The 20,638-nt window shown below is 70.0% G+C and carries 18 protein-coding genes; 10 read left to right on the top strand and 8 right to left on the bottom strand.

Annotated elements, in window-relative coordinates:
- Position 1 precedes the first annotated feature (1 nt).
- The 5 genes from NJE57_RS06265 to benA form a co-directional block, all read right to left on the bottom strand.
- Entirely contained in the window at positions 2-1,438 is a 1,437-nt protein-coding gene (locus tag NJE57_RS06265; protein ID WP_319027548.1) for an aromatic acid/H+ symport family MFS transporter, read from the bottom strand.
- Between the two features lie 135 nt (positions 1,439-1,573).
- Positions 1,574-2,407, bottom strand: a complete 834-nt coding sequence (locus NJE57_RS06260) for a 1,6-dihydroxycyclohexa-2,4-diene-1-carboxylate dehydrogenase (protein WP_319027547.1) — start codon at positions 2,405-2,407, stop codon at positions 1,574-1,576.
- Positions 2,404-4,500: a benzoate 1,2-dioxygenase electron transfer component BenC gene (gene benC, locus NJE57_RS06255; protein WP_319027546.1), complete on the bottom strand. Its 2,097-nt coding sequence runs from the start codon at positions 4,498-4,500 to the stop codon at positions 2,404-2,406. The genes NJE57_RS06260 and benC overlap by 4 nt, the downstream gene beginning before the upstream one ends.
- Before the next feature lie 94 nt (positions 4,501-4,594).
- Positions 4,595-5,149: a benzoate 1,2-dioxygenase small subunit gene (benB, locus tag NJE57_RS06250; protein WP_413464370.1), complete on the bottom strand. Its 555-nt coding sequence runs from the start codon at positions 5,147-5,149 to the stop codon at positions 4,595-4,597.
- A 47-nt stretch (positions 5,150-5,196) separates the two neighbouring features.
- Complete coding sequence (gene benA / locus NJE57_RS06245) at positions 5,197-6,624, bottom strand: benzoate 1,2-dioxygenase large subunit (protein ID WP_319027545.1); 1,428 nt, start codon at positions 6,622-6,624, stop codon at positions 5,197-5,199.
- A gap of 347 nt (positions 6,625-6,971) precedes the next feature.
- Here benA and catA point away from each other — a divergent pair, with 347 nt between their 5' ends.
- The 3 genes from catA to catC all read left to right on the top strand — a co-directional run bounded on the left by catA (position 6,972) and on the right by catC (position 9,487).
- The gene (gene catA, locus NJE57_RS06240) at positions 6,972-7,853 is read left to right on the top strand and encodes a catechol 1,2-dioxygenase (RefSeq protein WP_319027544.1); all 882 of its coding nucleotides are present in this window, start codon (positions 6,972-6,974) and stop codon (positions 7,851-7,853) included.
- 124 nt (positions 7,854-7,977) lie between these two features.
- Entirely contained in the window at positions 7,978-9,099 is a 1,122-nt protein-coding gene (locus NJE57_RS06235; protein ID WP_319027543.1) for a muconate/chloromuconate family cycloisomerase, read from the top strand.
- A 103-nt stretch (positions 9,100-9,202) separates the two neighbouring features.
- Positions 9,203-9,487 (top strand): muconolactone Delta-isomerase, encoded by a 285-nt coding sequence (gene catC / locus NJE57_RS06230; RefSeq protein ID WP_107748160.1) that lies wholly within the window; start codon positions 9,203-9,205, stop codon positions 9,485-9,487.
- Between the two features lie 130 nt (positions 9,488-9,617).
- On the opposite strand, the gene NJE57_RS06225 is transcribed toward catC, so the two are convergent.
- The 3 genes from NJE57_RS06225 to pcaD all read right to left on the bottom strand — a co-directional run bounded on the left by NJE57_RS06225 (position 9,618) and on the right by pcaD (position 12,569).
- Complete coding sequence (locus tag NJE57_RS06225; RefSeq protein ID WP_319027542.1) at positions 9,618-10,829, bottom strand: acetyl-CoA C-acetyltransferase; 1,212 nt, start codon at positions 10,827-10,829, stop codon at positions 9,618-9,620.
- 64 nt (positions 10,830-10,893) lie between these two features.
- Complete coding sequence (locus tag NJE57_RS06220) at positions 10,894-11,790, bottom strand: IclR family transcriptional regulator (RefSeq protein ID WP_319027541.1); 897 nt, start codon at positions 11,788-11,790, stop codon at positions 10,894-10,896.
- Positions 11,787-12,569, bottom strand: coding sequence for a 3-oxoadipate enol-lactonase (gene pcaD / locus NJE57_RS06215; protein WP_319027540.1), 783 nt, complete (start codon positions 12,567-12,569; stop codon positions 11,787-11,789). The genes NJE57_RS06220 and pcaD overlap by 4 nt, the downstream gene beginning before the upstream one ends.
- Before the next feature lie 129 nt (positions 12,570-12,698).
- Here pcaD and NJE57_RS06210 point away from each other — a divergent pair, with 129 nt between their 5' ends.
- From NJE57_RS06210 to ndk, 7 genes are all read left to right on the top strand, one after another.
- Positions 12,699-13,472 (top strand): CoA transferase subunit A, encoded by a 774-nt coding sequence (locus tag NJE57_RS06210; RefSeq protein WP_107748164.1) that lies wholly within the window; start codon positions 12,699-12,701, stop codon positions 13,470-13,472.
- Positions 13,469-14,098, top strand: coding sequence for a 3-oxoacid CoA-transferase subunit B (locus NJE57_RS06205; RefSeq protein WP_107748165.1), 630 nt, complete (start codon positions 13,469-13,471; stop codon positions 14,096-14,098). Before NJE57_RS06210 ends, NJE57_RS06205 begins: the two co-directional genes overlap by 4 nt.
- A gap of 130 nt (positions 14,099-14,228) precedes the next feature.
- The gene (locus NJE57_RS06200) at positions 14,229-15,221 is read left to right on the top strand and encodes a malate dehydrogenase (protein ID WP_107748166.1); all 993 of its coding nucleotides are present in this window, start codon (positions 14,229-14,231) and stop codon (positions 15,219-15,221) included.
- A 63-nt stretch (positions 15,222-15,284) separates the two neighbouring features.
- Positions 15,285-17,993: a valine--tRNA ligase gene (locus tag NJE57_RS06195; RefSeq protein ID WP_319027539.1), complete on the top strand. Its 2,709-nt coding sequence runs from the start codon at positions 15,285-15,287 to the stop codon at positions 17,991-17,993.
- On the top strand, positions 17,993-19,585 hold the full coding sequence (folC, locus tag NJE57_RS06190; RefSeq protein ID WP_319027538.1) for a bifunctional tetrahydrofolate synthase/dihydrofolate synthase: 1,593 nt from the start codon (positions 17,993-17,995) through the stop codon (positions 19,583-19,585). The genes NJE57_RS06195 and folC overlap by 1 nt, the downstream gene beginning before the upstream one ends.
- Positions 19,582-19,998 (top strand): DUF4233 domain-containing protein, encoded by a 417-nt coding sequence (locus tag NJE57_RS06185; protein WP_319027537.1) that lies wholly within the window; start codon positions 19,582-19,584, stop codon positions 19,996-19,998. Before folC ends, NJE57_RS06185 begins: the two co-directional genes overlap by 4 nt.
- A 30-nt stretch (positions 19,999-20,028) precedes the next feature.
- The gene (gene ndk / locus NJE57_RS06180; RefSeq protein WP_319027536.1) at positions 20,029-20,439 is read left to right on the top strand and encodes a nucleoside-diphosphate kinase; all 411 of its coding nucleotides are present in this window, start codon (positions 20,029-20,031) and stop codon (positions 20,437-20,439) included.
- The last annotated feature ends 199 nt before the right edge of the window (positions 20,440-20,638 follow it).

Raw genomic sequence — 20,638 nt, 5'->3', positions numbered from 1 at the left:
CTCAGCGTAGGTCGGTCGCTGGGGTCTCGATCTGTTCCAGCGAACCCCCGGTCCGTCCGTCGTGTCCGGAGCCCGGGACGGTATCCGGGACCTGCGCGATCAGGCCCGGCGAGCGCGGCACGGCGAGCGTGATGAGGGCGCCGGCGAGGGCCACTCCGGCAAAGACGAGGAACGAGGTCTCCGCCTGGAGGCCCGCAGCGACCAGGAGACCACCGATGACCGGGCCGAGGATCCCGCCCAGCCGCCCGAAACCCGCACACCAGGCCACACCCGCGGCGCGGGAGCCGGTCTCGTAGTAGTTGGAGACGAAGCCGTAGACGAGCACCTGGGTCCCGATGGTGCCCATACCGGCAGCGGCGACGAGCAGGATCATCAGAGCGATCGGAGGGGAGAGGGTCACGGCGATCAGCGCCAGGGTGGCGAGGACGAACGAGCAGGCCACGATGACCCGCGGGCCGTGCCGGTCGGCCAACCGCGACGCGGCCAGCCCGCCGACGATGGCGCCGCCGTTGAGGACCAGCAGGAAGCCCAGGGAACTCCTGGCGTCGATGCCGTACGTCTCCATGATCGTCGGTAGCCAGGTGTTGAGCCCGTAGGTGAGCAGGAGTCCGGCGAAGCTCATGAACCCGAGCAGGAGGGTGCCGAGTCGGTAGGCCGGGGTCAACAGGCCGGCGAACCCGGTGGGTGCGATCGCAGCGGTGCCCGTCCGGGGGTCGTCAGTGGTCGCGGCTGGTGCGTCGATGAAGGCGTGGACCGGCAATCCGCGGGCGGTGCACAGGGCGACGGCCTCGTCGGTGCGGCCGCGCGAGGAGAGCCAGCGAGGCGACTCGGGCAGGGCGTACCACGCGTAGGGCAGGACGATGATGATGGGCAGTGCGCCGATGAGGAACAGTCCCCGCCAGCCGATGTGGTCGCGCAGGAGCATCGCCAGGGCGGAGGCGAGGACGCCTCCGGCGGGGATGCCGCTGTAGACCACGGCGTTGAACAGGTTCCGCCGCCCGGCGGGGGCGAACTCGGCGATGATCGCGCCGGCGGTGGCGACGATGGCGCCGATTCCGAGGCCGGTGAGCAGGCGAAGGATCCCGAACGTCGTGATGTTCTGTGCGAAGGCGGTGGCGGCCATGCCGATCGAGAACCAGGCGATCGAGCCGAGCATGATCTTCCGCCGGCCGATGCGGTCTCCGACGGCGCCCGCGCTCAGGGCTCCGATCATGACTCCGACGAGCGCGTACGAACCCAGGGCGCCGGCCTGCGCGGCCCCGAGGGGGCCGATCTGACCGGGGTCCGACATGAGCGTGGGCAGGATCGCGCCGTAGATCACCAGGTCGTAGCCGTCGAAGAGGATGGCCAGCGCGACAACGGCCAGCACTCCGTAGACGGTTCGCCGATGCGTGGGGGACTCCCAGACGTCGGCTGTGGTTGCGGTCTTTTCGGTCACGGTGGACCTCCGGTGAGGGATGGGATGGGTGGGATGGAGCGGTGTGACACCAGGGGGCGCGGGGTGGCGCCGGGGGCGTGAAGAGGGTGCGTGAGGTGACGTGCGGCGCGCGTAGACGGGAGCCGGAGCGGGCGGTCAGCCCTGGTCGCCGCCGGCGACAGGGAGGACCGACCCTGTGATGTAGGACGCCTCGGGGGAGGCCAGGAAGCAGATCGGGGCGGCCTGTTCGTGGAGGTCGCCGTAGCGACCGAGCGCGGTGGAGTCGACGGTCTGGTCCACGATCTGCTGGTACCAGCGCTTCTCCTCGTCGGTGCGGGCGTCACCGCCGCGGGAGATTCGGCGCTCCGGGGCGAGAGTTCCGCCTGGAGCGGTGGCCACCACCCGGATCCCGTGGGGAGCCGCCTCGAGCGCGAGCGCTGTGGTCAGTCCGTTCACCCCGCCCTTGGACGCCGCGTACGGGACCCGGTTGACACCGCGCGTGGCCACGGAGGACACGTTGACGATGGTGCCGGCCTCGACGGAGACCATCGACGGCAGGACCGCCCGGCACATCCACAGCGTGGGGAACAGCGAACGGCGCACCTCCTTCTCGATCTGTTCCGGCGAGTACTCGTGGTAGGGCCGGGCCCAGATCGTGCCTCCGACGTTATTGATCAGTACGTCGATCCGGCCGTGAGTGGCGAGTGCGGTGTCCGCCGCGAATCGCGCGCCCTCGAACGTCTCGAGGTCGGCGACCACCGGGGTCACCCTGTGGCCGTCCGGCGACTCAGCGGTCAGTTCCTCGGCGACCCGGGTGATCGCGTCCGCACGGTCGACGGCGGTGACGACCCCGCCTTCCCGGACGACCCGGTCGGCGACCGCACGACCGATTCCCTGAACCGCACCGGTGACCAGGACGGACAGCCCGTCGAAACGCCCGGGGGCAAGGACGGGTGGGACGGCGTCGTGGTCACCGACCGGGGCGCTCATGACGCCGCCCCGACGGACTTGTCGGCGAGCGCGGCGCGCATGGTCGCCTTGGCGTGTTCGGTGTGCCGCCTGATCAGGTATCGCGCCGCGTCGCGATCCCCGTTCTCGAACGCGGTCACGATCTCGAGGTGCTCCGGCACGATGTCCTCCGACACCCAGCGGGCGTCCGGGAGGACACTGTTCATCACCCGGGTGACCTCGAGGATCCGGTAGGCCTGCAGAAGGGCCTCGTTCCCCGTGCACCGGAAGAGGTACTCGTGGAACTGCGCGTTCGCAGCGGTGAAGCGCGCCGGGTCGAGGAAGCGATCGCCCCGGATGTACTGGTTGGCCGACTCCGCCAGCATGCGGAACTCCGCCAGGCGAGCGGCGTCGAGTCGGCCCATGGTGAGCTCGACTGCTCCGAGCTCGAGCGCCATCCGGGCATCGAACTGGGCGTCCGAGTGGGTGATCCCGGGATGTACCTCGCCGCTGACCACACCGGTCGAGGACGTGATGGTCTCGGACCGCTCGCCGCCGGACAGCGACAGGGCGGTCGACGTCGTCCGCGGGACGGAAGTCGAGAGGACGGGCTGCGGTGTCACGGGTCGAGGGACGTATCCCGCCGGCCGGGCCGCGATGACGGAGGTCTTCTCCTCGGCCGCCGGTCCCGGTGAGGACCCGGGGCCGAACACGCCCGGGACCCGGGACTCGAACCCGACCGGTCGGGCGGCGATTGCCGGCTGCGGGCCGGTGGATCCGCGCGACCCGGTGACGGGAGCGCGGAACAGGCCCGGAATCCGGGGTCGGAAGCCGACGGGCCGTGCTGCGATCGGTGCTGCGGGGATCACGACGGCCTCGCGGGTCGCGACCGCCGGGGCGGCCTCGGAGACTCTCTCCGCCGTGACGGGACCGGTTGCGACCGGCCCGGCTGTGGCGAGCTCGTCAGGGGCCGTGGTGATCTCGGCCGGTTCAGGGTCGGCGTGTGCGGCAGCAGCGTTGTCGACGGCGACCGGTGCGACCTCGGCGGGGGTGGCCACTGCCGGCGTCTCAACGGGAGTAGTGGATGCGAGGTCGGCGCCTGCAGCCGCTGCCCCGTCCCCCACCACCGTGGCCGGGGTGAACTTCTCGTAGTAGAAGTGCGTGACCTCGAGGCCCTCGGTGTCCAGGAAGGTCCGGACGGACTCCACCATCGGCGGGGGGCCGCACAGGTAGATGTCGACCGTGCCGCCGTGGAGGTGCTCGGGGCGGATCAACCCGGTGACGTATCCGGTGTTCGGGAACGCCGTGGCCGGGTCGGACACGACCAGGTCCCACGTCATCCCCGGCAACCGTGTCGTGTACTGGTCGAGTAGATCGGTGTACACCACATCGGTGTCACGTGAGGTCCCGTAGACCAGGTGCACGGGCCTGTCCCCGGAACCGGCGACGGCGAGGCTCTCCAGAATCGACAGGACGGGTGCGAGTCCGGTGCCCCCCGCGAGCAGCAGCAGCGGCCGCGGTGACTCGCGCAGGAAGAAGCTCCCCATCGGGCCCGTGAGGTCGAGCCGGTCGCCCGGCGCACATCGCTGCGCCAGGTACTCGGACATCGCGCCGCCGGCGGCGTACTTGATGAGGAACGACAGGTGGTCGGCGTCCGGGCCCGTCGAGAACGAGTACGAGCGAACCTGGTCGGTGCCGGGCACGGACACGTTCACGTACTGGCCCGGCAGGAACGCGAGCGCTCCGCGGTCATCGAGTTCCACGGTGAGCGCGAACGCTCCCTCGGCCAGTCTCTCGACAGACGTCACCGTCGCGGGATGGGCGGCCGCGGTTGTCTTGGCCACGTCCGAGGTGGTGGGGATCTGGACCACCAGGTCCGAGCGCGGGACCATCTGGCACGGCAGGCAGTAGCCGGCCTCGGCCTCGGCGTCGGTGAGGGCGTCGTCGATGTAGTCGCCGCCGTCGTAGTCTCCCGACTCGCACAGTGACTTACACGTGCCGCACGCTCCGTCGCGGCAATCGAGGGGGATGTTGATTCTGGCCTTGTACGAGGCGTCGGCGACGGTTTCCGACGGGCCACATGTGATGAAGCGCGTCACACCGTCCTCGAAGCCCAGGGCCACCTGGTAACTCATGGGATCTCACTTCTTGTCGCTGGCATGATCGGCCGCTCTGAGCGGGCCGGTGGTCGTCGACGCCCCGGTGGGGCCGGCGTGGTGGCTGCGAGGGTCACACCATGTAGACGTCCACGATGTGGTGGATGTAGTCGTTCTTGAGCACGACCTTCTTGTAGGTGATCAGCGGGGTCTCACCCGTGACGTCGAGGGTGTAGAAAGACGTCCCGAAGTACTGGTCGGTGGCCTTGTAGCGGACATACGAGGAGAGCCAGTTGAAGCGGACATCGACCTCGCCGGGCCGCCGGTCAAGCACCTCGATGTTGCTGATGAGGTGGCCGGTGCGGGGTTCCGGCAGGGAGGTGGACGACGACCGGTCGGTACGGATGCGGAACACCCGGTCCTCGATGCCGGCCCGGTTGGGGTAGAAGATGAGCGAGATCTCGGAGTAGGGGTCCGTGGTGAGCTCGCCGTCGTCGTCCCAGGCCGGCATCCAGTACATCGCGTCCTCGCGATAGCACTCGATCCATGCCTCGAACTGTCGGTCGTCGAGCAGGCGGGCCTCGCGGAAGAGGAAGGCGGAGATCTCCTCGACGGAGATCGACGCCACCGCCGGTTCAGACGCTGAGGGTGCGGACACTGAGGGTGCGGACGCTGAGGGTGCGGACATCATCGGTCCTTTCGTGGGAGTGGAGGCGCCGGAGGGCGCGGGTCGGATCAGAGGGAGGCGGTCGCGGTGGCGCTCGGCGTCGCGCCGTTCGTCCCCGCGGCTGAGGCATCCGCCTCGGCGGCGGCGCGCTCCTCGGCCTCCAGTGCACGGCGCATGGTCTCGAGCCAGTACCCGTGCTGCACCGGGTACAGGCCCTCGTCCTCGGTCTTGGCGCCGGAGGAGAGCACGTTCTCCATCCCCAGCCCTCGGGCGGTGGTGTCGGGGCCGCTGACCTGGTGGGTGGAACCGCGGGTCATGTCGTTCCACGGAGCGGCACCGGCCAGGTAGGTCTTCTGGCAGGAGCGGAACTCCTCCAGATCGTCCGGCGTCGCCATGCCGGTCGCGTTGAAAAAGTCCTCGTACTGGCGGATCCGGGCGGCGCGGGCGTCGGTGCTCTCGCCCTTGGGGGCGATGCAGTAGATCGTCACCTCGGTCTTGTCCACCGAGATCGGCTTGAAGTGCCGGATCTGACTGGAGAACTGGTCCATCAGGTAGACGTTGGGGTAGAGGCACAGGTTTCGGGAGGCCCCGACCATGAACTCCGCCTTCTTCTCACCGATCTGCTCGGCCAACTCCTCCCTGCGTTCCCACAGCGGACGGTCCTCGGGGTTGCCCCACCACATCCACAGCAGCAGGTGGCCGTGGTCGAACGACCAGTAGCCGCCTCCCTGCTTGCCCCACGTGCCGGCGTCCATGGCCTTGGTCTCGTTCTTGGATTCGCCTGAGCCGCGGCGGGCGGTGGTGGCGGCGTAGTTCCAGTGGGTCGCCGAGACGTGGTAGCCGTCGGCGCCGTTCTCGGCCTGGAGTTTCCAGTTGCCGTCGAAGGTGTAGGTCGACGACCCACGCAGTACCTCCAGCCCCTCCGGGGACTGGTCGACGAGCATGTCGATGATGGTCCGGCTGTCCCCGAGGTGCTCCTCGATCGGCAGCACGTCCTCGTTCAGGCTGCCGAAGAGGAACCCGCGGTAGTTGGCGAACCGGGCCACACGGCGAAGGTCATGTGAACCGCCGGTATTGAACTGCTCCGGATAGCCGGCGTCCCGCGGATCCTTGACCTTCAGCAGCTCACCGGAGTTGGAGAACGTCCAACCGTGGAACGGGCAGGTCAGCGTGGTGCGGTTGTCCGTCTTGCGGCGGCACAGCATCGCCCCGCGGTGCGAGCAGGCGTTGATCAGGCAGTTCAGTTCTCCGTCCCTGCCGCGGGTGATCATGATGGGCTGGCGGCCGATGTCGGTGGTGAAGTAGTCGCCGACGTTCGGGATCTGGCTCTCGTGTGCCAGGTAGACCCAGTTGCCCTCGAAGATGTGCGTCATCTCGAGTTCGAACAGTTCCTCGTCGGTGAAGATGCGACGGTTCGCACGGATGATGCCCTCGGCGGGACGGTCCTCGAGAGCGGTGTCGAGAGTGTGCTGCAGATGGTCGAGTCGATCGGACATCGAGTACTCCTTGCGGGGTCGGGGCGGGCCACCTCGAGGGCGACCTGTTGCCGTGATGACCCCAACGGTGCCCGAGTGTGGGGCGAGTCACACTAGGGGTTTGCCTAGTCGTGCCTAGGTGCCACTTGTTCGCACCGCGAACGGATTGTTCTCATCCGTACGTCTATCTGCGAGAACGCGCCCGCGAGGTCCGCGATACGCACAAGATTGCCACTACATACGTATAGGGGGGTGATTGACGACACACCTTTGCCGGGGGCACAGTGAGGGCATCGGCCGACGGCGATCCCTGAGCAGGACATCGTCCACCGGCCCGATCCAGTCCCCCCACCCACGCAGGGAGCGTCATGAGCACCACCGCAGTCCCCACCACCGCAGTCCCCACCGCCTCGGGCTCCGGCAGCGCCGCCACCGACAAGTTCAAGGGCCACCGGGTCAGCTCCGACACCTCGCCGGAGCGCGCCGCCGCCATCTACAAGGACGTGCTGTCCAAGCTGTCCGAGGTCATCTACCAGCACGAGGTGACCTACGACGAGTACCGCGTCCTCAAGCAGTGGCTCATCAACGTCGGCGAGGGTGGCGAGTGGCCGCTGTGGCTCGACGTCTTCCTCGAGCACTTCGTCGAGGACTCCAACAGCCGGATCTTCACCGGTACCAAGGGCTCCATCGAGGGCCCGTACTACGTGCCGGACGCCCCGAACCTCGGCGCCAAGGGCACCATGCCGATGCGCGAGGACGAGAAGGGCACCCTCCTGGTGTTCAAGGGCCAGGTCCGTGACCTGGACGGCGCCGGCATCGAGGGCGCGACGGTCGAGCTCTGGCACGCCGATTCCGACGGCTACTACTCGCAGTTCGACGACGGCCTGGGTATCCCGGAGTGGAACCTGCGCGGCACCTTCTCCACCGATGTCGAGGGTGGGTTCGAGATCACCACGATCCAGCCCGCGCCCTACCAGATCCCGCACGACGGCCCGACCGGCGAGTTCATCGCCAGCTACGACGGCCACCCGTGGCGACCGGCGCACCTGCACCTCAAGGTGACGGCCCCGGGCAAGCGGCTCATCACCACACAGCTGTACTTCCAGGGTGGCGAGTGGGTCGAGGACGACGTCGCCGGCGCGGTCAAGCCCGAGCTGATCCTGGCCCCCGAGCCGGGCGCCGACGGCGTTGACGAGGTCGTCTACGACTTCGTGCTCGACCCGGTCTCCGAGGCCCGTTACGTCGCCTGATCACATCCGATCACCGGAAGCATCGTCCCCAGCCCCAGCCCCAGCCCCAGCCCCAGCCCCGGCCGCAACGAGCGGCCGGGGCGCCGGTGATCCCACCCAGCTCACAGCAAGTCGAGGACCGAACATGACCGACATGACCATCCGATCCGTCGAGACCCGCATCCTCGACGTCCCCCTCATCCGCCCCCACAAGTTCGCCACCACCACCGCGACCGAGCAGTCCATCCTCCTGGTGTCGGTGACCACGGCCGACGGGGTCGTCGGCTACGGCGAGGGCGTGACCCCGGGCGGCCCCTGGTGGGGCGGGGAGTCGGCCGAGACCATGCAGGTGCTGGTGGAGAAGTACCTCGCCCCCGTGGCCGTGGGCCGGCGCGTGGACGAGGTCCCGGCGGTCCTCGAGGCGATGGAGGGAGTGGTGGCCCGCGGTCGCTTCGCCAAGGCCGCACTCGAGATCGCCATGTTCGACGCATGGGCGCGCACTCTGGAGGTGCCGGTGCGGTCCCTTCTCGGCGGCGCCGTCCGCGACTCCATCGAGTGCACGTGGGCCCTGGGCGCCATGCCTCTCGAAGCGATGGTCGAGGAGATCGACGAACTCCTCGCCGCGGACCGCCACCGCACCTTCAAGCTCAAGATGGGGGCACTGGAACCGGCCGAGGACGTCGCGCGCATCTCCGCGCTCGCCGAGCGCCTGGGCGGCCGCGCCGGCCTGCGGGTGGACATCAACGCCCGGTGGGACCGGTTCACCGCCAACGTCCACCTCCCCGCGCTGGTCGCGGCCGGGATCGAGCTGATCGAGCAGCCGACCCCGACGGAGCAGATCGAGGTGCTCGCCGAGCTCAATCGCACGCTGCCCGTCCAGATCATGGCCGACGAATCAGTGCAGTCCCCGCATGACGCCCTCGAGGTCGTGCGCCGCGACGCCGCGGGGGTCATCGCCGTCAAGACCACCAAGCTGGGTGGCCTGACCCGGAGCAAGGAGGTGGTGGCCATCGCGCGCTCGGCAGGCATCGCCTGTCATGCCGCGACCTCGCTGGAGGGGCCCATCGGGACCATGGCGTCACTGCACCTGGCGTGCGCCGAGCCGGGCTTCAACTACGGCTCCGAGCTGTTCGGTCCGCTGCTGTTGGCCGAGACATACGTGACCACGCCGATCAGGTACGAGGCCGGTCGGGTTCACCTCCCGGAAGGGCCGGGCCTGGGCGTGGAGATCGACCACGACGCGGTGGAGAAGTTCACCCGCCGCTGACCGCTGACCGCTGACCGTTGTCCCTTTGTCCCGCTGTCCCACTGCCCTGCTGACCACTGATCTGCCGACCACTGACCGTTGAGAACTAGAGGAGACTACCGAGATGGCACTGTTCCACGTCCGCATGGACGTCAATATCCCCCGTGACCTCGATCCGCAGGTGCGCGAGGACACCGTCGCCCGCGAGAAGGCCTACAGTCAGGAGCTGCAGCGTTCAGGCACGTGGCGGGAGCTCTGGCGCATCGTCGGCCAGTATTCCAACATCAGCATCTTCGACGTCGAATCCGGCGACGAGCTGCACGAACTGCTCTCGGGCCTGCCGCTGTTCCCGTACATGGACATCGAGGTCATGGCGCTGACGCGGCACCCCTCGCGAGTCGACGACTGACGCTCCGTCCGACCGGGCTCGGACCGATGAACGTCCGGCCCCTCACCGCTACGATCAACGTCAAGAGCGTTCCGCACACTTCCACTCAAGCAATGTGTGCGGAACGCTCTTGCCGATCCCGGGGAGCCGGTCAGACGCGCTCGAAGACGGCGGCCAGGCCCTGGCCGCCGCCGATGCACATCGTCTCCAGACCCCACTGCGCGTCGCGCCGCACCATCTCGTTCGAGAGGGTGGCGAGCATCCGGGCACCGGTCGCGCCGACGGGGTGGCCCAGCGAGATTCCGGAGCCGTGGGGGTTGAGGCGCTGCGAGGCGGGGTCGATGTCCCACTCCCGCATGACGGCCAGCGCCTGGGCGGCGAAGGCCTCGTTGAGCTCGATCACGTCGATGTCCGCCAGCGTCATCCCGAGCCGGTCGAGCGCCTTGGCGGTGGCGGGGACCGGGCCGATCCCCATCGTTTCCGGGGCGACACCGGCCACGGCCCAGGACGCCAGGCGCACGAGCGGGGTCAGTCCGAGCGAGGCGGCCTTGTCCGCCGTGGTGACCACACACATCGCGGCGCCGTCGTTCTGGCCCGAGGCGTTGCCGGCGGTGACGGTGGCCTCGGGATCGGTGCGGGCCATGATCGCCCGGAGGCCCGAGAGTGTCTCGACCGTGGTGTCGGCGCGGGGATGCTCGTCGGTGTCCACGACGAGGTCCCCGCCCCTGCGCTGCGGGACGGCGACGGGGACGATCTCCTCGGCGAACACACCGGACTCCTGGGCGGCCACCGCACGCTGGTGGGACTGCACGGCCAGTCGGTCCTGCTCCTCGCGGGTGATGCCGTACTCGCGGCGGAGGTTCTCGGCGGTCTCGATCATCCCGCCGTCGATCACGTGGGAGCGGCCACCGACCGTGGTGCGGGCGCGGCCGAGGCGGTCGATCAGCGAGACGCCGTCGCCCTTGATGCCCCAGCGGGGAGAGGGCGTGGCGTAGAACTCCACCTGGCTCATCGATTCGACGCCTCCGGCGACCACGAGGTCCACTCCGCCGGAGGCCACCTGCAGCGCGCCGGTGATCACCGCCTGGAGTCCGGAGCCACAGCGCCTGTCCAGTTGCATCCCGGGCACGTCGATGCCGAGCGGGGAGTCGAGGGCGGCGATCCGGCCGATGGCGGGACCCTCGCCACCGGGCGAGCCCTGGCCCAGGATCACGTCGTCGACGTCCGCCCCGGTCAGGCCGGTGCGCTCGACGAGCGCGGTGAGCAGGGAGGTCGCCAGGGTGTTCGCGTCCAGATCGCGGAACACGCCGCCGAAGCGGCCGACCGGGGTACGCAGGGGCTGGCAGATGACGACGTCGCGCATGGGTTCTCCTGGTGGTGGCTGGGGTGGGGAGCGTGGTGAGGGGAGGGGTCTCGGTCGGAACTGGTCAACGGTTGACGGTCGCCAGGTCCGCGGACAGGGCCCGGGCCGCGTCCACCACGACCGGGACGAGCTCGTCCCGGAGCTGGTCGATCGAATACCGGGCGGCGTGTGTGGAGACGTTGAGCGCGGCCACGACCCGCCCGTGGCGGTCGCGGACCGGGGCGGCCAGGGACCTCAGCCCCGGTTCGAGTTCCTGGTCCACCAGCGCCCACCCGCGGTCGGCGACCGCCGCCAGTTCGGCGCGCAGCCCGGCCGGCTCTCCGATCCCGTGCGGTGTGAGTACGCGTAGGTCGGTCGCCGCCAGGTGGGCGTCCAGCTCCTCCGGGGGCAGGGCCGCGAGCAGGACCCTGCCCATCGAGGTGGCGAAGGCCGGGAAGCGGGTTCCGATGGTGATCCCGATGTTCATGATCCGACGCACCTGGACACGGCCCACATAGACGATGTCGTGACCGTCGAGGACGGCGATCGACGACGACTCGTCGAGCTGGGCGCTGAGCCGTTCGAGGTGCGGTTGGGCCAGATCGGTCAGTGGCATGGCCGAGAGGTAGCTGTAACCGAGGTCGAGCACGCGGGGGGTGAGCCAGAACGCCGACCCGGCGGTGTCCACGTAGCCGAGCTCGACCAGTGTGTGGAGGAACCGGCGCGCGGTCGCGCGGGTGAGCCCGGTGGTCCGGGCGACCTCACTGAGGGTCTGTCGGGGGTGGTCGGCGTCGAACGCGGTGATGACGGCGAGGCCGCGCGCGAGGGACTGGACGAAGTCCGGGGACGCCGGTCGTTCGGGTGTGGAGCCGGACCCTGCCCCTGACTCGAACCCGGAACCGGAACCGGAGCCGAGCTCGGACCCTGACCCGAGCCCGGACCGGGTCTCGTCGTCGGCCTGCTCGCGGTCCTCCGCGCTCACGCGGGCCCGGCCGAGGTCAGGTGCGCGCGCAGGACCTCGGAGACGCGCTCGGGCATCTCCACGGTGGGAACGTGCGCTGCGGGCGACAGGGTCACGAACTCGGCCCCCGGGATACCGTCCGCGAGCTCGCGGAGCACGTCGGGCGGTGTGGAGGGGTCCTCGTCTCCGGCCACCACGAGGGTGGGGCAGGTGATCCGGCCGAGGTCGGCGCGTCCGTCCCACCCGGACAGGGCGTCGCAGGCCGCGGCATATCCCTCGGCGCTGGTCGCCAGGATCATCTCGCGGAGACCTGCCACCAGGGCGGGATCCTCCTCGGCGCGACCGGGGGTGATCCACCGCGCCACCACCGCGTCGGCGACGGCCTCGGTGCCGCCCTCGCGGACCGCGGTCGCGCGGTCGACCCATCCCGAGGGTTCGCCGAACTTCGCGGCCGTGCACAGCAGGGCCGTGGACCGGACCCGGGTGGGCTCGTGGACCGCGAGCCACTGGGCCACCGCACCTCCCAGGGAGAGCCCGACAACGTGGAAGCGGTTCACGCCGAGGGCGTCGAGCAGGGCGAGGACGTCGCCGCAGAGATCGGCGATCGTGCACGGCCCCGGAACCACGTCGGAGCCCCCGTGTCCACGGTGGTCGACGGCGATGACCGTGTGGTCCCGGGCCAGTTCGCGCACCTGGGCGTCCCACATCGACCGGTCCGATCCGAGTGATCCGAGGAGTACGACGGCAGGGGCATCCGCTGACTGCGGGCCGCTGACCTGGTGAGACAGGGTGGCGGGCATGGGGCGGTTCCTTTCCTGGAGGAGGCGGCCGGGTCCGGTCGGGCCCGGGAGACGTGCACCACGATACGCCTCAAGTGTACGCATAACGAACAGTTGTGCAACAGGCGAACAGAGTCTACGGTGTGTGACATGACCAACAAGATCTTCTCGTCGGCCGCCGCGGCGGTCGCGGACATTCCGGACGGCGCCTCGCTCGCCGTCGGGGGGTTCGGTCTGGTCGGCATCCCCGCCGTCCTGATCGATGCGCTCCTCGACCAGGGGGCCACCGACCTGAGCACCGTGAGCAACAACTGCGGTACGGACGGCTTCGGTCTCGGCACGCTGCTGGAGGCCCGCCGCATCACCCGCACCACGGCCTCCTACGTGGGGGCCAACAAGGAGTTCGCCAGGCAGTACCTGAGCGGCGAGCTGGAGGTGGAGTTGACGCCGCAGGGCACGCTCGCCGAGCGGATGCGCTCCGGCGGAGCGGGCATCCCCGCCTTCTACACACCCGCCGGCGTCGGGACGATGGTCGCCGAGGGTGGACTCCCACTGCGCTACGACGGCGACGGGGGAGTGGCCGTGGCGTCCGACCCCAAGGAGGTGCGCGAGTTCGACGGAGTGCAGTACGTCCTCGAGCGCGCGATCGTCACCGATTTCGCCCTCGTCCACGCCCACCGTGCGGACACCGCGGGCAACCTCCAGTTCCGCGGCACCGCACGGAACTTCAACCCGGACGTCGCGATGGCCGGCCGCATCACCATCGTCCAGGCCGAGGAGATCGTCCCGGCGGGACGGATCGACCCGGCCGACGTCCACCTCCCCGGAATCTTCGTCCAGCGCCTCGTCGAGGTGGGACGTCAGGAGACCGGAGTCGAGATCGAGAAGCTGAGTAGCGGCAGGAACGGGGAGGACCGGTCATGAGCTGGACCCACGAGCAGATGGCGGCCCGGATCGCCGCGGACTTCGTCGACGGCCAGTACGTCAACCTGGGGATCGGGATGCCGACCCTCATCCCCGACGTCGTCCCCGGCGGTGTCGAGGTGACCCTGCACTCGGAGAACGGCATCCTCGGCGTGGGCCCGTACCCGACGCCCGAGCAGCTCGACCCGGAGATGATCAACGCCGGCAAGGAGACCATCACGGCAGCCGCCGGGGCGGCGTACTTCTCGTCGTCGGAGTCCTTCGCCATGATCCGGGGCGGAACGGTCGACGTGGCGGTGCTGGGCGCCATGCAGGTCTCACAGGCCGGGGACCTGTCCAACTGGATGATCCCGGGAGCGATGGTCAAGGGCATGGGCGGTGCCATGGACCTGGTCCACGGCGCCGGCCGGGTGATCGTGATGATGGACCACGTCACGCGCAAGGGGGACATCAAGCTCATGGCCGAGAACTCCCTGCCGTACACCGGCCGCCGGTGCGTTCAGCGCGTCGTCACCGACCTGTGTGTCCTCGACATCACCGCCGAGGGGTTCCGGCTCGTCGAACCGGCCCCGGACGTCACGATCGAGGAGATCCGCGCCAAGACGGGCGCCGAGGTCCACACCTAGCGGGACCGCACACCGCCGACTGGCCCCGGGGCGAACAACGGGTGTACGACGGTTCAGGCGATCAACCGGGGGTCGGTTTCTCACTACTGTGGGGGCCGACCCCGTCGTCGCCTGAGGAAGGTCCCCACGCATGAGCACCTCCACCCCGGTCACCGTCACCGTTACCGGCGCCGCCGGAAAGATCGCCTACTCGTTGCTCTTCCGCCTGGCGTCCGGCCTGGTCTACGGCCCCGACACGCCGGTCCGACTGCGGCTGCTCGACATCCCGTCCGCGGTCACCGCCGCCGAGGGCGTGGCGATGGAGATCGAGGACTGCGCCCTTCCCCTGGTCGACTCGATCGACATCACCGACGACGCGACCGCGGCGTTCGACGGCACCAACGCCGCGTTCCTCGTGGGGGCCATGCCGCGGGGCAAGGGCATGGAGCGCTCCGACCTGTTGAGTGCGAACGGCGCCATCTTCCGCGACCAGGGGCGCTCGATCAACGCCGGCGCCGCGGACGACATCCGCGTGGTGGTGGTGGGCAACCCCGCCAACACCAACGCCTACATCGCGCACAAGCACGCCCCCGACGTCCCGGCCGGTCGGTTCACCGCCCTCATGCGGCTCGACCACAACCGGGCGCTGAGCCAGCTCGCCACCCGGCTGGGCGCCCCCGTCGCCGACCTCGACGGAGTGGTGGTCTGGGGCAACCACTCGGCCACCCAGTTCCCGGACGTCTCCTATCTCACCCGCGCCGGTGAGCCCGTGACCACCGGCCTCGAGCGGGACTGGCTGGCCGAGACCTTCATCCCCCGGGTCGCGAACCGGGGAGCGGAGATCATCTCCGTCCGCGGGTCGTCCTCCGCCGCGTCGGCGGCCGGCGCGGCGGTCGATCAGATGCGCGACTGGGTCCACGGGACCCCGGGGGAGAGCTGGACCACAGTGGCGCTTCCCTCCGAGGGGCAGTACGGCACCGTCCCGGGAGTGGTCACCGGACTGCCCTGCCGTAGCCGCGGTGCCGAGTGGGAGGTCGTGGAGGGTCTGGGGATCGATGACTTCCAGCGCGCCCGCATCGACGCCTCGGTGGCCGAGTTGATCTCCGAACGCGACGCCGTGCACGCCCTCGGCCTGACCGACTGACCCCGGGGGCGGGGCCCGGGCGGCGTATGTGGGGTCGCGGGCCCGACGGCCTACGATGGTCGGGTGACGACTGCAGCGACTCCCGGCCCCGAGACCGACCGTGCGGACTCCCTCCCCGCCTCCTGGAACCCCGGCGAGGTCGAGTCCGAGCTGTATCAGCGCTGGGTCGACGCCGGCTACTTCGAGGCGGACCCCTCCAGCGACAAGCCGGCGTACTCGGTGGTCCTGCCGCCGCCCAACGTCACCGGCAACCTCCACATGGGGCACGCGCTCGACCACACGCTCATGGACGTGCTCACGCGTCGCAAGCGCATGCAGGGGTTCGAGGTGCTGTGGCTGCCGGGTATGGACCACGCGGGAATCGCCACCCAGACTCTGGTGGACCGCAAGCTCGTCGCCGAGGGGATCGACCGGCACGAGATCGGACGCGAGGCCTTCATCGAGAAGGTCTGGGAGTGGAAGCGCGAGTCCGGCGGGACGATCGGTGAGCAGATGCGCCGGCTCGGCGACGGTGTGGACTGGTCACGCGAGCGGTTCACGCTCGACGAGGGCCTGTCCCGCGCCGTGCAGACCATCTTCGCCGAGCTCTACGGCCAGGGGCTGATCTACCGGGCCGAGCGCCTGGTCAACTGGTCGCCGACCCTGCAGACCGCGATCTCGGACATCGAGGTCAAGTACGCGGATGTCGAGGGCGAGCTGGTCAGCTTCCGCTACGGGTCCATGGACGACTCGCAGCCGCACCTGGTGGTGGCCACGACCCGGCTCGAGACGATGCTGGGCGACACGGCGATCGCCGTGCATCCCGGGGACGAGCGCTACGCCCACCTGGTGGGCACAGAGATCGAGCACCCGTTCCGCGAGGGCTGGACCATGCGCGTCGTGGCGGACGACCACGTGGACCCCGAGTTCGGCACGGGCGCCGTCAAGGTCACGCCCGCGCACGACCCCAACGACTTCGCGATCGGCCAGCGCCACGGGCTCGAGATGCCCACGATCATGGACGCGGCCGGCCGCATCGCCGACACGGGGACCCGCTACGACGGGATGGACCGGTTCGAGGCACGCAGGGTGATCCGCGAGGACCTCGCCGCCCAGGGCCGGATCGTCAAGGAGGTGCGTCCGTACCTGCACTCCGTCGGCCACTCGGAGCGCTCCGGCGAGCCGATCGAGCCGCGACTGTCCCTGCAGTGGTGGGTCAGGGTCGAAGAGTTGGCCCGGATGGCCGGCGATGCCGTGCGCGACGGTGACACGGTGATCCACCCGAAGAGCCAGGAACCGCGCTGGTTCGACTGGGTCGACGACATGCACGACTGGTGCATCTCCCGCCAGCTGTGGTGGGGCCACCGCATCCCCATCTGGTACGGGCCCGACGGCGAGGTCGTCTGCGTGGGCGTCGACGAGCAGCCGCCCGCCGGGTACACGCAGGACACGGACGTGCTCGACACGTGGTTCTCCTCCGGACTGTGGCCGTTCTCGACCATGGGATGGCCCGACCGTACCGCCGACCTGGAGCGGTTCTACCCCACGTCCGTGCTGGTCACCGGATACGACATCCTGTTCTTCTGGGTGGCCCGGATGATGATGTTCGGCACCTTCGTGGGCCGCACCCTCACCGGCGACAAGGCCACCCCGGGCCCCGTCCCGTTCACGGATGTGTTCCTCCACGGGCTCGTCCGCGACGAGCACGGTCAGAAGATGTCCAAGTCCAAGGGCAACGGCATCGACCCGCTGGACTGGGTGGACCGCTTCGGCGCCGACGCCCTGCGCTTCACCCTGGCCCGGGGCGCCAACCCGGGCGGCGACCTGTCCGTGGGCGACGACGCCGCCCAGGCCTCGCGCAACTTCGCCACGAAGCTCTTCAACGCTACGCGCTTCGCGCTCATGAACGGCGCGAAGGTGGGCGAGCTCCCCGAGGCGTCCGCACTCACCGACGCCGACCGATGGATCCTCCACCGGCTCGGCGAGGTGCGACTGTCGGTCGACGACGCACTGGACCGCTACGAGTTCTCCAAGGCCTGCGAGACGCTCTACCACTTCGCGTGGGACGAGGTGTGCGACTGGTACCTGGAGCTCGCCAAGGTCCAGTTCGGGAACGACGACGAGGCGCGCAGCTCCGAGCGCGCCGAGCACACGCGGCTCGTGCTGGGACACGTCCTCGACGTGGTGCTGCGGATGCTGCACCCCGTCATCCCGTTCGTCACCGAGGTGCTGTGGACGGGCCTGACCGGACGCGACTCCGTGGTGATCGCCGACTGGCCCTCCGACGTGGTCCCGGCAGAGGGCGCCGCAGAGTCCGTGCGCCGGGTGGCCGACGCCCAGACCCTCGTCACCGAGATCCGCCGCTTCCGCTCCGACCAGGGCCTGAAGCCGGGCCAGCGGGTGCCCGCACGCGTCACCGGGGTCGACCAGGCGGACCTGCCCGCGGACCTGCTCGACCAGGTGGCCTCGCTCGCACGGTTCACCCGGGCCGAGGACGACTTCACCGCCACGGCCTCGCTGGAGGTCCGGCTGGGGTTGTCCACGGTGGGGGTCGAGATCGACACCTCCGGGACCATCGACCTGGCCGCCGAACGGCGCCGTCTGGAGAAGGACCTGGCATCCGCTCGGAAGGAACTGGAGACCACCGGGGCCAAGCTGGGCAACGAGGCGTTCCTGGGCAAGGCCCCCGACCACGTGGTGGACAAGATCCGCGCGCGCCGGGATCTCTCGGAGGCCGAGGTCGCCCGGATCTCCGCGCGACTCGAGGGCCTCCCGGCCGGGAGCAACGCCTGATGGCGGGCCATCGGTGGCTCGAGCCACATGACCCGAACGAGGGCTGGGACACTCCGACGGAGGAAGACGTCGCCGAGATGCTCGGTGAGGAGGGCCTGGTCTCCGGGGTCTCCCTCGGAGGGCCACTGCCCGGGGACGAGGACGGGGACGACCACCAGGAGCCGCGCCCGATCCCGGAGGTCGGCAGCCCCGAGTGGCAGGCCGACATCGCAGAACTGACGGTGGTCGAGGAGGAGCTGGCCACGCGGTGGCCGGAGTCCCGCCTCGAGCCGAGCCTCGACAGGATCGCGGAGCTGACCGCCGTCCTCGGTGATCCGCAGCACGCCTACCCGGTCGTCCACGTGGCCGGGACCAACGGCAAGACCTCGGTCACCCGGATGATCGACGCTCTCCTGCGGGCCCTGCACCAGCGCACCGGCCGCAACACCAGCCCGCACCTGCAGACCGTCACCGAACGCATCGCCGTGGACGGCGAGCCGGTCACCGCCCGGCTGTTCGTAGACACCTACCGCGAGCTGCAGCCGTACCTCGAGCTGGTGGATCAGCGGTCCGAATCCGGTGGTGGGCCCCGGATGAGCTACTTCGAGGTGCTCACCGCGATGGCCTTCGCGGCCTTCGCCGACGCCCCCGTGGACGTGGCCGTGGTGGAGACCGGCATGGGCGGCACGTGGGACGCCACCAACGTGGTGCGGCCGGCCGTCGCCGTCGTCACCCCCGTCGGTCTGGACCACACCGATTACCTCGGTGACGACCTGGCGACGATCGCGGGGGAGAAGGCGGGGATCATCCAGCCCGGGCTCGAGGACGAACTCCTACCGCGCGACCCGGTCGCCGTGATAGGTCGGCAGGAGCCCGAGGCGATGGAGGTGCTCCTCCGGCGCGCGGTCGAGGTGGGCGCCGTCGTGGCCCGCCTCGGTTCGGAGTTCGACGTGGTCGAGCGTCGCCTCGCGGTGGGCGGACAGCAGCTCACCCTGCGCGGCCTCGGGGGCGAGTATCCCGAGGTGTTCCTGCCGCTGTTCGGTGAACACCAGGCCGAGAACGCGGCCACCGCGCTCGCCGCCGTGGAGGCGTTCTTCGGTGCGGGCCCGGAGCGGTCGCTGGATCCCGAACTCATCCGCGCCGGGTTCGCCGCCGTGGACAACCCCGGCCGGCTGGAGCGGCTCAGTTCCAGCCCGACCGTGCTGGTGGACGCGGCGCACAACGGCCACGGTGGTCGGGCTCTCGCCGAGGCGGTCACCTCCGAGTTCGACTTCCGCAGGCTCGTCGCGGTGGTGGCCATGCTCGACGGCAAGGACGCCGACGCGTTCCTCGCGGCCCTCGAGCCGGTGGTCGACGAGGTCGTCGTCACCAGGGCCGCGTCCTCGCGGGCGATGGACCTCGATGAGCTCGCCCGCATCGCCGAGGACCGGTTCACCGCGCAGCGGGTCCACGTGGTGGACACCCTCCCCGACGCGGTGAGCGCCGCTCTCGACCTGGTGGGTGTCCCCGATCCGACCGCGGACGACGACGTGTCCGGCGTCGGCGTGATCGTCACGGGATCCGTGGTGACCGCCGGGGCCGCCCGCAGCCTGTTCGGAAAGGACGCACAGTGACGGATCCGAGCCCCACCGACGCCCGGGGCCCGGTCCCCGAACCCTCGGTGGACCCGTGGAAGGGTCTGCGGGGGATCATGGCCGGCACCCTCATCCTCGAGGCGATCGTCATCGGGTTGGTCCTCACCGTGATCGCCCGGGTCGACGACGGGGCGCACTTCCAGACCTGGAAGGTGTGGTTCGTCAGCCTGCTCGCCGTGGCGATGGTGGTGGCCAGTGGGCTGCAGCGACGGCCGTGGGCGATCCCGATGAACCTCACCCTCGCCGGGTTGGCAGTGGCGGGTTGGGCCGTGCACTGGTCGATGGGCGTCTGTGGTCTGATGTTCGCGGCGGTGTGGGCGTACATCCTCTATCTGCGGCGGGACCTGTCCAGGCGGATCGCCGGCGGCTACCTGCCCAGCCAGCACGACTGACATCCGCCGGGTACTTGTAGCATTGCCGCTGTGACCGAGAGAACTTTCTTCCTCATCAAGCCCGACGGCGTCCAGCGAGGCCTGACCGGGACCATTCTGGCCCGCATCGAGGCCAAGGGCCTCACGCTCGTCGCCATGGACATGCGCCGGGTGGCGCAGGAGACGGCGGCCGAGCACTACGCCGAGCACGCCGAGCGTCCGTTCTACGGAGACCTGCTCGAGTTCATCACCTCCGGCCCGGTCGTGGCCGGTGTCGTCGAGGGGCCGCGCGCGATCGCCGCGTGGCGGCAGCTCGCCGGTGGTACCGACCCGGTGGAGAAGGCGGCCCCGGGTTCCATCCGTGGCGACTTCGGTCTGGAGACCCAGTTCAACCTGGTGCACGGGTCGGATTCCGAGGAGTCCGCAGCGCGTGAGATCGGGCTCTGGTTCCCCGACCTCTGATCCGGGATCGTCCCCAGCCACCGCGACTGCCCGCGCCCGTCGGTCCCCGGACCGACGGGCGCTCGTTCATCCGCCCGCGCCCGCGCGGCGACGGATCGTCGGCGTGTGTGGGACAATGGGCGAAGCCCGTATTCGCGGCGAGCGGAACACCCGTGAGCCCCGGTACCGGGCGCCCGCCATCCGCGGCCCGGAACACCCC

It is taken from the genome of Dietzia sp. PP-33 (assembly GCF_033790845.1).
Lineage (GTDB): Bacteria > Actinomycetota > Actinomycetes > Mycobacteriales > Mycobacteriaceae > Dietzia.
Note: the sequence above shows the minus strand (reverse complement) of the source record. Positions and strands in the feature narration are given on the sequence as shown.